The organism is Microcoleus sp. Pol12B3 (genome assembly GCF_036701355.1).
GTDB lineage: Bacteria > Cyanobacteriota > Cyanobacteriia > Cyanobacteriales > Microcoleaceae > Microcoleus.
Map to the genome: position 1 here is coordinate 66,274 of NZ_JAUBQS010000016.1, position 13,688 is coordinate 79,961.

Annotated in this window: 2 protein-coding genes; both read left to right on the forward strand. The window is 48.8% G+C overall.

Translation table 11 applies throughout. The annotated features are described in order from the left end of the window. The first annotated feature begins 348 nt into the window (after positions 1–348). Entirely contained in the window at positions 349–8,898 is an 8,550-nt protein-coding gene (locus QUA53_RS10815; protein WP_333096994.1) for an amino acid adenylation domain-containing protein, read from the forward strand. Positions 8,899–8,999: 101 nt separating this feature from the next. Beyond that, positions 9,000–13,688: an amino acid adenylation domain-containing protein gene (locus QUA53_RS10820; protein WP_333096991.1), complete on the forward strand. Its 4,689-nt coding sequence runs from the start codon at positions 9,000–9,002 to the stop codon at positions 13,686–13,688.

The following is a 13,688-nucleotide window of genomic DNA, read 5'->3' on the forward strand; positions in this document are numbered from 1 at the left end:
GGCAAAAGTTAGAAAATATTCTCATATAGGGAATGAGAGGAGTCAATAAATCTCTCAACTACTCTTGACAATTAATATCATCTAGCATAGGATGCTTAAAGTCGATAGCCGTAAAGCCCCTGAAGCTGATATCGAAGCTGGCTCGGACTGAAATCGCCCCGGAGCCATTGCCGAACAGCCCGATCGACAAAAAACGTGAAAACAAGCGCTAATACCCGGATTGAAGACTCAAACGCGCTGATGGGAGACTCGTAACGCCCGACAACTGTTCACAGAACGTCTATGTGGAAAGAATTTGGCGGAACTGGTTGGCGTACTGCAAACAAGATTTATAGGTAAAAAGAATCGATGAGCGACGCAAGCATTAAGGGAGACCAACTCACCGAAAGTTCTACGAATTTAGTAGAACTCCTGCAAAACAGAGCATTACACCAACCAGAGCAGAAATATACATTTCTGTCAGACGGAAAAACTGAAACCGCCAGTTTGACTTATCGAGAGTTAGACGCGATCGCCCGATCGCACGCCGTGCGACTTCAGACGTTGGGAGTCACTGGCGAACGAGCCTTACTGCTTTTCCCGCCAGGATTCGACTATCTCGCGGCCTTTTTTGGATGCTTGTACGCCAAAGCGATCGCGGTTCCCCTCTATCCGCCGAAGCTGAAACGGAATTTAGCGAAAATTAGCGCGATCGCCCTAGATGCAGGAGCAACAGTTGCGATCGCTCCCGCGCGACACCTGGAAAATTTAGAGCAGCTATGCGAGCAATCGCCGGAGCTCAAAGCTATGCGCTGGCTGAGTGCAGAGGAGCTTTCCGATGACGGGGAAAAGTGGCAGCAGCCACCCATCCATCCCGACGAAGTGGCTTATCTTCAGTACACTTCCGGCTCAACCTCCACCCCCAAAGGCGTAATGGTGAGCCACGCCAACGTTTTGTACAACATCGAATACATTCACCGAGGCTTCGATCACGATTCCGAGAGCGTTGCGGTAACGTGGCTCCCCCCGTTTCACGACATGGGGTTAATTGACGGATTGCTCAAACCTTTGTATCTGGGAATTCCCTCTTACTTCATGCCGCCAGCGGCGTTTATTCAGAACCCGATGTGCTGGTTGGAAGCGATTTCGCGCTACAAAGGTACCCACAGCGGCGGGCCAAATTTTGCTTACGACTTGTGTGCTAGCAAAATCAGCAAAATCTTGGGCGATGGCGAAAAAATGCTCGACTTGAGTAGTTGGCGCGTGGCCTATAACGGCGCAGAACCCATCCACAAAGAAACCCTAGAGCGATTTACCAAAGCTTTTGAACGCTGGGGTTTTCAGGCAGATGCGTTTTGTCCTGCTTACGGAATGGCAGAAACTACGCTAAAAATTGCCACGGTTCGCAGCGGAATAACACCGACTTTCTTACCTGTTGATGCTGGGGCGCTGGAAAATAATCACATTGTAGAAGTTTTGGAAGGCGAGGGGGGCGCGAGAACTTTAGTCGGCTGCGGTTTCCCTGAATTTGGCACTAAAGTTGCGATCGTCAATCCCGAATCTCTGACACAATGCCAGCCGCAGGAAGTCGGAGAAATTTGGGTAGCTGGCGAAACTGTGGCGCGAGGCTATTGGAATCGCCCAGAAGAAACAGAAAAAACTTTCCAAGCATATCTTTCAGATACCAGCGAAGGACCCTTTTTGCGAACTGGAGATTTAGGCTTTTTACGCGATCGCGAACTGTTTGTTACAGGGCGACTCAAAGATTTGATTATCATCCGAGGCCGCAATCTTTACCCCCAAGATATAGAAAGAACGGCAGAACGCAGCCATCCCAGTTTGCGACAAGGGGCGATCGCGGCATTCTCGGTGGAAGTCGCAGGCGAAGAACAGCTCGTTATCGTGCCAGAATTACAATCTCGCAAAGCGCCGGATCATGCCGAGGAAATTATCAGCGCCATCCGCGAACGCATTGCGATCGAATATGAAGTACAAGTTTATGGAGTAGTGCTGATAAAGCCCGGAAGCATTCCGAAAACCACCAGCGGTAAAATTCAACGTCGCGCCGCCTGTGCTGACTTTCTAGCTGACAATTTGGAAGTTGTCGCCAGTAGCATTTTACAGATATCTGATGTTGTTGAAATAGAGAATCGCCTGACGCGAGAAATGCTGCTGTCAGCCGAGTTAGAAGAACGGCAGGCACAGTTAGAAACCTATTTGCGACAGCAGGTAGCGAGGGTGCTGAAAGTCAGCCTTTCCCAAATCCAATCGGCACAGGCTTTTAGTAATTTGGGTTTCGATTCATTGGCGGTATTTGAATTTAAAAATCAGATCGAAACCGCTCTAAAAATAGCGTTATCAATAGAAGACTTATTCCAGGAACTAAGCCTTGCTCAACGGGCAGCAAAAATTTTAGAAAAATTGGCAGAAGCGCCTAAAACTGCGTCTATCCAGCCAGTTTCTCGCTTGCCAAACATCCCCCTGTCTTTTGCCCAAGAGCGCTTGTGGTTCTTCGACCAATTGGAACCGGGAAACCCCTTCTACAACCTCTGCGGTGCGGTTCGGGTGACGGGGCAACTTAATGCAGAAGCACTCAGGCAAAGTATTGAGAAAATTATCGAGCGACACGAGGTTTTGAGAACTGCGTTTGCTGGTGGGGAAAAAGAACAGATACAAGTTATTTTTGATGCGAAAATTTTTCCATTACCGCTGATAGATTTGAGCCACTGCTCCCCTGAGGAACGCGAGAAAGAAGCGCAAAAAATGTCTGCGGAAGAAGCCGATTTGCCCTTTGATTTAACTCAACCAAATCTGCTTCGTGCCAAGCTTCTGCGTCTATCACCAACAGAACATACCCTGCTTTTATCCGCCCATCATATCATTTTTGATGGTTGGTCTCTGGGCGTATTTTTACGGGAACTAGCGGCATTTTATGAAGTATTTACTAATAAGAATTTAGCCTTGCTTTCACCGCTGCCAATCCAGTATGCAGACTTTGCAACTTGGCAGCGCCAACAAATGCAGGGAGAAATATTAGAAACTCAACTTACTTACTGGAAGCAGCAGTTAAGTGGCCGCGCAGCGGTTCTAAATTTACCAACAGACTTTTCTCGTCCCGCTGTTCAAAGTTACAAGGGAGGTCGGCAATTATTTGAATTGCCAGAGCGCTTAACCGAGGCAATTAGGCAATTGAGTCGCAGGGAAAAAACCACTGTATTTATGACATTGCTGGCCGCATTCAATACACTGCTTTACCGCTACACGGGACAAGAAGATATCCTCGTCGGTTCACCAATTGCCAGCCGCAACAGCAGCGAAACCGAATCATTAATTGGATTTTTTGTCAATACTTTAGTCCTGCGATCTGACTTAACCGGAAATCCCACTTTTCGAGAGTTGCTGAATCGAGTGCGAGAGGTTGCATTAGGCGCTTACGCGCATCAAGATGTACCGTTTGAGAAGTTGGTAGAAGAATTGCAGCCGAACCGAGATTTAAGTCACTCGCCTTTATTTCAGGTGATGTTTGCATTTCAAAATGCCTCCGAATTCGCCTTAGAATTACCGGATTTGAGCCTGAACTGCCAACAGATTCACAGCGGGACAGCAAATTTCGATTTAACATTGGAATTAGAAGCCACAGGAACAGGTATTAGAGGGTGGTTTGAATACAGATTAGACTTATTTGAATCGGCTACGATCGCGCGAATGGCAGGACACTTTCAGAACTTATTAGAAGGCATCGTTGCTAATTCTTCCGCACGACTGTCTGATTTGCCCATGCTTGCAGAAGCCGAACGCCAGCAAATTCTATTTGAGTGGAATAACACTCAAACAAATAACTTTCAAAATGCCTGTATTCATCGCTTATTTGAAGCGCAAGTGGCGAAAACCCCTGATGCGGTTGCGGTGCAATTTGAATGCCAAACTTTGACATACCAAGAATTAAATAGTCGCGCGAATCAACTTGCCTATTATTTGCACTCTTTCGGCGTAAAACCAGATGGGATAGTCGGCGTTTATATGGAGCGATCGCTCGATGCGATCGTCGGAATTTTAGGCATATTAAAAGCAGGCGGCGCTTATTTGCCCCTCGACCCCATCTATGCTAAAGAACGCCTCGCCTTCATGTTAGAAGACGCGGGAGTTAGGGTATTGCTAACGCAAACAGAATTAAAAGCAGAAACGCCAGCCCACAATAATATTTCTGTGATTTGCTTGGATGCAGACTGGCAGACGATCGCTCAACAAAATAAGTCAAATCCTGATAGCGCCGTTGAACCAGAAAACCTCGCTTATATCATCTATACATCCGGGTCTACCGGCAAGCCAAAAGGAGTGATGGTGCAGCATCAATCTTTGGCGAATTATACGCAGGCTGCAAGTGTTGAATATGGCATTAAAGCAGGCGATCACATTCTCCAATTTGCTTCCTTCAGCTTCGACGCCAGCGCCGAAGAAATCTATCCCTGTTTAACGCGAGGTGCCACTTTGGTACTGCGCGGAAATTCCATGTTAGACAGCATTTCTTCCTTCCTGCAAAAATGCCGGGAATGGCAAATCACCGTCTTAGATTTGCCAACCGCTTACTGGCGCGAATTAACTGCCAGACTCAGCGCCGAAAAAGCAGAATTTCCCCCGTCAGTGCGCTTGACAATTATTGGCGGAGAAGCAGCGCTTCCAGCGTCGCTGAATCAGTGGAGAAAGTGCGTATCAGAAAAAGTGCGGCTCGTCAATACTTACGGGCCCACAGAAACAACAATTGTAGCGACTTGGTGCGAGTTACCTGGGAATATTCCTACTGCAAAATCGCTGCTGATCGGTCGTCCAATTCCAAATGCCCGCACCTATGTACTCGATGCTAACTTGCAACCCGTTCCCATCGGAATTCCCGGCGAATTATATATCGGAGGTGCCGGCATTTCCAGAGGATATATCAACCGTTCGGATCTGAATCGAGAAAAATTTATTCCCGATATTTTTAGCAACGTGCAAGGCGCTCGCCTTTACAAAACAGGCGATTTAGTCCGCTATCTTCCCGACGGGAATTTAGAATTTATCGATCGCACAGATCGCCAAGTGAAAATTCGCGGTTTCCGCATAGAGTTAGGAGAAATCGAATCCACACTCAGCCAACATCCAGACGTGCAAGAAGCAGTCATTCTGGCGCATGAGGAAGATTCAGGCAGTAAGCGCTTAGTTGCTTACCTCGTTTTAAACTCAGCAGTCGCGGGCGGGCACGGAGGCACCGCCCCTACGCACTCTGCACTGATTAAAAATCTGCGCTCTTTTCTCCGGGAACAACTGCCAGATTATATGGTTCCTGCCAGTTTCATGTTTTTAGAAGCGATGCCATTAACGCCAAACGGCAAGGTAGATTTTAAGGCACTTCCCGCACCGGAAACCAACAACTCAAACGCCGATTTTATCGCACCTCAAACTTTAGAAGAACAAGTATTAGCGGAGATTTGGGCGGAGGTTCTGGGTTTAAAACAGGTGGGAATCAATGACAATTTCTTCGAGTTGGGAGGTCACTCTTTGCTGGCAACTCAACTGATTGCCAAGGTGCGCGACCGCTTTCACGTCGAGCTATCATTGCGCTGCTTGTTTCAATCCCCTAGTGTCGCCAGTCTGGCAGTTGCGATCGCACAAGCTAAGAGCCAGCAGTCGCCCGAACCCCTGATTTCACTGCCCGCGATCGCCCCCGACCCTCACAATCGCTACCAACCATTTCCGCTCAACGAAATGCAGCAGGCGTACTGGATCGGGAGAAATAGCTTTTTTGAAATGGGCAATGTTGCCATTCACGGCTATGTAGAAATTGAGAGCGACGAGTTAGATTTAGAGCGGTTTAGCCTCGCGTGGCAGCGAGTTGTAGAGCGTCACGATATGCTGCGGGCGATCGTACTTCCGAACGGAAAGCAGCAAATTCTGGAAAACGTACCCGCTTATAAAATTGAGGTTTTGGATTTGCGATCGCTCGATTCAAAAGTTGCCGATGAACAACTCGAAGCAATTCGCGATCGCCTTTCTCACCAAGTGCTGCCGCTCGATAGCTGGCCGCTATTTGAAATTTGCGCTTCGCAAAGGGGCGATCGCCGCATCCGCCTCCACATCAGCATTGACGCCTTGTGCATAGACGGCTGGAGTTTTCAAATTTTGTTTGGCGATTTGGTAAAGTTTTACCGCAATCCCCATACTGCGATCGCGCCCTTGCAACTGTCTTTCCGCGACTGCGTGTTAGCCGCGATCGCCTTAGAAAAGTCCCCACTCTTTCAGCAATCCTTAGATTACTGGCGAAATCGCCTCAAAACCCTGCCACCAGCGCCGGAATTACCCCTCGCCAAACACCCGAATTCCTTAACGCAGCCGCGATTTAAACGCTGGAGCGATCGCTTAGACTTGCAAACCTGGCAGCGCCTCAAAACGCGCACAGCTCGCGCCAGCCTCACTCCTACGGGTTTATTGCTGGCAGCCTATGCGGAGGTTCTGTCTCTGTGGAGCAAAACACCTCGGTTTACCCTCAACGTGCCGCGCTTTAATCGGTTGCCTTTGCATTCTCAAGTTGAGGAAATTATCGGAGAATTTGCCTCGTTTACTTTGCTAGAAATAGATAACTCCAAGCGAGAGAGTTTTGAAATACGAGCCAAGCGATTGCAAGAACAGCTTTGGCAAGATTTAGAACACCAATATGTCAGCGGCGTGCGGGTTTTGCGAGAACTCGCTCAAGCGCAAGGTACAACCGCAGCGCTGATGCCAGTCGTGTTTACGATCGATCCGCAAAACGCGCCAGGGGAAGATTCCTCTATCTTTTCTCTGATTCAAGAATTGGGAGAACTGATTCACATTATCGGTCAAACTCCGCAAGTTTGGATTGACGCGCAATTTACCGAAACCGCTCAGGGGCTGTCTTTTAGCTGGGATGCGGTGGAAGAACTCTTCCCCCAAGGGCTAATCGACGATATGTTTGACGCCTACTGCCGCCTGTTGCAGCGCCTCGCTAACGAAGAGGAAACTTGGCAGGAAACCGTGTCGTTTCAGCAAGCTTTTGCTAACAGCATTGAAGCACCCATTCCCGATGGATTGCTGCACGAATTGTTTGCTGAGAAAGTCGCCTTGCGATCGCACGAACCCGCCGTCATTACGCGCGATCGTACCCTCACCTACGAGGAAGTATACCGGCGATCGAATCAAGTCGCTCACCGATTGCGGAAGCTGGGAACTCGCCCTAACCAGTTGGTTGCCGTCGTCATGGAAAAAGGATGGGAGCAAATAGTCGCTGTCCTGGGAATTCTAGCCTCTGGAGCCGCTTATTTACCTATCGATGCGGCGCTGCCAAAAGAGCGGCTTTGGTATTTGTTGGAAAATGGCGAAGTTGAGATTGTTTTGACGCAATCTCAGTTAAATCAACGCTTGGAATGGCCGGAAAATGTGCGGCGAATTTGTCTTGATACTGAGGAATTAGCAACAGAAAGCGGCGAAGCTTTGGAATCAGTGCAGGAAGCAGAAGATTTAGCGTATGTGATTTACACATCCGGCTCAACTGGCTTGCCGAAAGGCGTGGCGATCGCGCACCGCGGTGCAGTCAATGCGATCGCTCAGACCAACCAAGTGTTTAATGTGGCCGAGTGCGATCGCGCGATCGCAGTCACCGCACTGCACCACGATATGTCGGTTTACGATATCTTCGGCATCCTAGCGGCCGGGGGAGCGATCGTCATTCCCGATGCCGCACAACGGCTAGACCCCGCTCACTGGACTCAATTGATGGTAAAAGAGCGCGTCACCATTTGGAACTCGGTTCCGCCGATGATGGAAATGCTGCTCGATTACGCTGGCGGACGTTCTGAGGTGTTGCCGGAGTGCTTGCGCTGGGCGTTTCTCGGCGGTGACTGGATACCGATAACCCTGCCCCAGAGGTTAAGGGCGATGGTCACAGAATGTCGCGTTGTCAGTGTCGGCGGGCCAACCGAAACTACCCTTTGGAACATCTGGTATCCGGTAGAAACTGTTGACCCTTCTTGGAAGAGCATTCCCTACGGATCGCCGATCGCCAATACACGCTATTACATTTTGAATGAAAGGCTGGAAGACTGTCCCGTCTGGGTTGCCGGCGAGATGTGCTGTGCCGGAGTTGGGCTGACAAAAGGATACTGGCGCAATGAAGAAAAAACTCGCGCCAGTTGCCTCACGCACCCCGTCACGGGCGATCGCTTGTACCGAACGGGAGATTTAGGGCGCTTCCTCCCTGACGGCAACATCGAATTTTTAGGACGAGAAGATTTCCGCCTTAAAATTCGAGGATTCCGCATCGAAGCAGGAGAAATTGAAGCTGCTTTGAACGAGCACCCAGCAGTCAAAGCATCCATTGTCACCGCATTCGGAGAAAATCACAGTCAAAAGCGCTTAGTAGCATATATCGTTCCACAACAAAACGCGGCCCCTGCGGTTGAAGAATTGCGACAATTTCTGAGCGAAAAACTGCCAGATTATATGGTGCCGTCTGCATTTATAGTTCTGGACGCGCTGCCGCTTTCGGCGAACGGCAAAGTTAACCGCAAGGCACTGCCCGAACCGGATGCCGCAATTCCAGAAGCAAAGATTTTTGTCGCACCGCGCACGCCTATTGAGGCAATGTTAGCGAGAATTTGCTGTGAGGTTCTCGGCATCGAACAGTTAAGCATTGCCGAGAACTTTTTTGAACTAGGAGGAAATTCCCTGCTGGCAATTCAATTAGCAGCAAAGATACGAGAATCTTGTCAGATAGAATTGCCTTTGTGCGATATTTTTGCAGGACGATCGCTCGCCGTACTTGCAGAAAATATTTCTGCAGCCAAAAACAAAAACGCGACAGTTGAAGAACCCGCGATCGCGCCCGTTTCGCGATCGGCGTACCGCATGAAACTGTCATCTTTGCGCTAACCACAAATCAGTGATTAGTCATAGGTTAGCAGCCAATAACTCATAACCAATCCCTAAATATCGGCTGCAATCCCAATTACCAATTATCAGTTACTAATCCAATGACGGTGCATTTTTCCGAAAAACCTCCAACAGATACTCGCGATTCGGCAAATACTGCGGAAGAAGAAGTATTTGCATTTCCCACCTCTTTTGCCCAGCAAAGACTGTGGTTTATTGACCAATTTGAACCGGGAAACCCTTTTTACAACCTTCCGGCGGCTGTGTTACTAAAAGGCAGGCTAAATGTAGTAGTGCTAGAGCTAAGTTTGAAGGAAATTGTGCGCCGTCACGAAGCTTTGCGGACGACATTTGCCACTGTAGACGGTCAACCTGTGCAGGTGGTTGGTCAGAAATTTAATTTCGGGCTGCAAGTTTTAGAGTTGCAAAAATTGGCGAAAACTGAGCGAGAAGAAAAAGTAAAACAACTGGCGGCAGAAGAAGCTAGCAAACCTTTTGATTTAACCAAAGGGCCGCTGTTGCGAGCTAGTTTGCTACAGTTAGATGCTGAGGAATATGTCTTGCTGCTGACGCTACACCACATTATTTTTGATGGCTGGTCAATCGGAGTATTTCTGCAAGAATTAGCAGCACTTTACGAAGCGTTTTCTATTGGCAAACCATCCCCACTTCCCGAACTTTCCATACAGTACGCCGATTTTGCTATTTGGCAGCGGGAATGGCTTGCGGGCGATCACTTGCAAACTCAACTTAACTACTGGAAAAAACAGCTTAGTGGCGCTCCCCCCTTGCTGGAATTGCCAGCCGATCGCCCCCGTCCCCCGGTGCAAACCTATCGGGGCGCGAAAGAATCATTCCTCATCCCGAAAACGCTAACGGAAGCCCTCAAAAAGCTCAGCCGCCAGGAAAATGTCACCCTGTTTATGACGCTGCTAGCAGCCTTTAAAACGTTGCTCTATCGCTATACAGGACAGGCAGATATCCCCGTTGGCTCTCCCATCGCCAACCGCAACCGAGCGGAAATTCAAGGGCTAATCGGGTTTTTTGTCAATACTTTGGTATTGCGAACTGATTTGTCAGGCGATCGCACTTTTCGGCAGTTGCTCGATCGCATTCGGGAGGTGAGTTTAGAAGCTTACGCTCACCAGGATTTGCCGTTTGAGAAACTGGTTGAAGAGTTGCAACCCGAGCGAAATTTGAGCTACAATCCACTGTTCCAAGTCGCTTTTGTTTTGCAAACTCCACCTGTTGCTGCCGAGTCAATCGCCGGACTAAATCTCACTCTTTTAGATGTTGAGAATCAGACAGCAAAAGTTGACTTAACGCTGTATTTAGAAGAAAAGCAGGAAGAAATTAGCGGTCAGTTTGAATACAGTACGGATTTATTTGATGCGGTCACTATTAGGCGGATGGCGGGGCATTTTCTCACCTTGCTGGAGGGCATAGCTGCCAACCCAGAGCGGCGGATTGAAGAGCTACCGTTGCTGGGGGAAAAAGAGCGGCATCAGTTATTAGTAGAGTGGAATGATACCCGCGCCGATTATTCGAGCGATCGCTGCATTCATCAATTATTTGAAGCGCAGGTCGAGCGAACTCCCGATGCCATTGGAGTCGTATTTGAAGACCAAAAACTCACCTACCGCGAGCTGAATGAACGAGCCAACCAACTCGCGCATTACCTGCAACAACTCGGCGTTAAACCAGAAGTTTTGGTGGGAATTTGTGTCGAGCGATCGCTCGATACAATTATCGGCATTCTCGGTATTCTCAAAGCCGGGGGCGCTTACGTTCCCCTCGATCCAGCCAACCCGCGCGATCGCCTCGCTTTTATACTCGAAGACGCGCAGGTAAATGTGCTGCTGACTGAGGAAAAGTTGTTGCAAACCCTTCCCAAATGTAGCGCCCAAATCCTTTGCCTCGATGGGGATAAAAGTGCTTTCTCCCAACACAGCAAAGAAAATCCCGCCAGCGGCACCACTGCCGAAAATCTCGCCTATATCATCTACACTTCTGGCTCAACTGGCATCCCCAAAGGCGTTTTAGTTCCTCACTCAAACGTCGTCCGCCTGTTTACTGCTACCCAGTCGCGGTACAACTTCAACGAGCAAGATGTGTGGACGCTGTTTCACTCTTATGCTTTTGACTTCTCAGTGTGGGAAATTTGGGGCGCTTTGCTATACGGCGGGCGACTTGCGATCGTGCCTTATTCAGTCAGCCGATCGCCCCAAGATTTTTACAGCTTGCTATGCCAAGAAAAGGTCACAGTTCTCAACCAAACTCCTTCTGCATTTTACCAGTTGATAAAAACAGAAGAATCTGTCGGAATTGGCGAAGATTTAAGCCTGCGCTTAGTAATTTTTGGCGGGGAAGCTTTAGACTTGCAAAGCTTAAAACCTTGGTTCGATCGGCACGGCGATCGGCACCCTCAACTTGTCAATATGTATGGCATTACAGAAACAACTGTCCACGTCACTTATCAGCCGCTGACTGCCGCTGATTTAAGTAAAAATGCCAGCCTTATTGGCCGTCCAATTCCTGACTTGCAAGTTTACCTGCTCGATCGCAACTCCCAACCCGTTCCGATCGGCATCCCTGGGGAAATTTACGTTGGTGGTGCTGGCATCGCGCGGGGCTATCTCAATCAGCCAGAATTAACGGTCGATCGGTTTATTCCGAACCCTTTTAATGACAGTTTGAAAGCGCGCTTGTACAAATCGGGAGACTTAGCTCGCTATCTGCCAAATGGCGATATTGAATACTTGGGACGAATTGACCACCAAGTAAAAGTGCGCGGTTTCCGCATCGAGTTAGGAGAAATTGAAGCAGCGCTAGGACAGCATCCAGATGTCACCCAGGCTGTGGTTGTAGTGCGAGAAGATGTACCGGGCGATAAGCGCTTGGTAGCTTATATCATTGCTAACTCAGCAGCACAAAATAAGCATTCAATACTGATTCACGAACTCCGCTGCTTTCTGAAACAAAAATTGCCGGAATACATGGTGCCTGCTGCTTTCGTGACGCTGGAGGCGCTGCCTTTAACAAACAACGGCAAAGTCGATCGCAAGGCACTACCTGCACCGGATCGCGATCGGCCAGAACTCGAAGAGGCATTCGCCGCGCCCAGCACGGCTATTGAGAAAATTTTGGCAGAAATTTGGGCGCAAGTATTGGGGTTAGAACAAGTGGGAATTGACGACAATTTCTTTGAATTGGGCGGCGATTCTATCCTCAGCATTCAAGTCATTTCTCAAGCCAATCGAGCGGGGTTGCAACTTACACCAAAACAACTGTTTCAGCACCAAACCATTGCACAGCTAGCAGCCGTTGCCGATACAGATGGAACCCAACAATCGGAACAAGGATTAATCACTGGCGAAGTTCCGCTCACGCCGATTCAGCACTGGTTTTTTGAACAAAATCTCTCCGATCCACACCACTGGAATCAGGCGGTGCTTTTAGAGTTACAGCAACCTCTCGAACCTGCATTAATTGAGTCAGTTTTGCAAGAATTGCTGAAGCACCACGACGCGCTGCGCCTGCGTTTTGCGCGAGGAGAATCTGGCTGGCAGCAAGCAATTTCCCATCCAGAAAAGATTGCTCCGTTTACCTGCATTGATTTGTCGTCGCTACCTCCAGAGGAACGAGAAGCCGCTTTCCAAACCGCCGCCACTCAGTTGCAAGCTAGTTTGAATTTGTCAGAGGGGCCATTACTTCGCGCTGCCCTATTTGACTTGGGCAAACATCAGCCAAATCGCTTGTTATTGGCCATTCATCACTTAGCGGTTGATGGGGTTTCGTGGCGAATTTTAATTGAGGATTTCCAGACAGCTTATGAGCAAATTAGCCGCAGCGAAACAGTCGCCTTCCCGCCCAAAACAACCTCATTTAAGCAGTGGGCAGAACGCTTGCATGAGTGGGCGCGATCGCCCGAATTGCAGGGAGAGTTCGATTACTGGTTCGCCCTTTCTCACCAACCAACTTCTCGCTTGCCGGTGGATTTCCCAAACGCAGCCAATTTAGTTGCATCTGAAAAGACAGTATCCGTTGCTTTGAGTGTTGAAGAAACCAAACTGCTCTTACAAGAAGTACCTGCCGCTTACCGCACTCAAATTAATGATGTATTGCTAGCTGCTTTAGGCCAAGCATTTGAACGCTGGACTGGCAATAACTCACTTTTACTGGACTTAGAAGGTCACGGGCGCGAAGATATATTTGAAGGAGTAGATTTGTCGCGCACAATCGGCTGGTTTACAGCAGTTTTTCCCGTCCTGCTAAATTTAGAAAAACATTCCGATTTAGGGGGTACCATCAAATCAGTGAAAGAGCAGTTACGCGCAGTGCCAAATCGCGGTATGGGGTGCGGTGTTCTAGGATATTTAAACCCAGAATTTGCTACACAATTGCACAAATTGCCACGAGCAGAGGTAAACTTTAACTATCTCGGACAGTTTGACCAAGTGCTGCCGAAATCTTCTTTATTCATGCTGTCCTCCGAGCCTAGTGGCCCCATTCGCAGCCCGCGCGGAAATCGGCGTTATCTGCTGGAAATTAACGGATTTATTGCCAGCAGCAAGCTGCAATTAGATTGGACGTACAGCGAAAGCATTCACCGACGAGAAAGCATTGAAAATTTAGCAACGGGCTTTATAGAATCGCTGCGATCGCTAATTCAATACTGTCAGTCCCCCGACGCCGGCGGCTGCACTCCTTCTGACTTTGCAGAGTTTAAGTGGAGCCAGTGGAGCCAGGGCGATTTAGACAACATTACCGCAATTTTGGGAGAGCTTTAA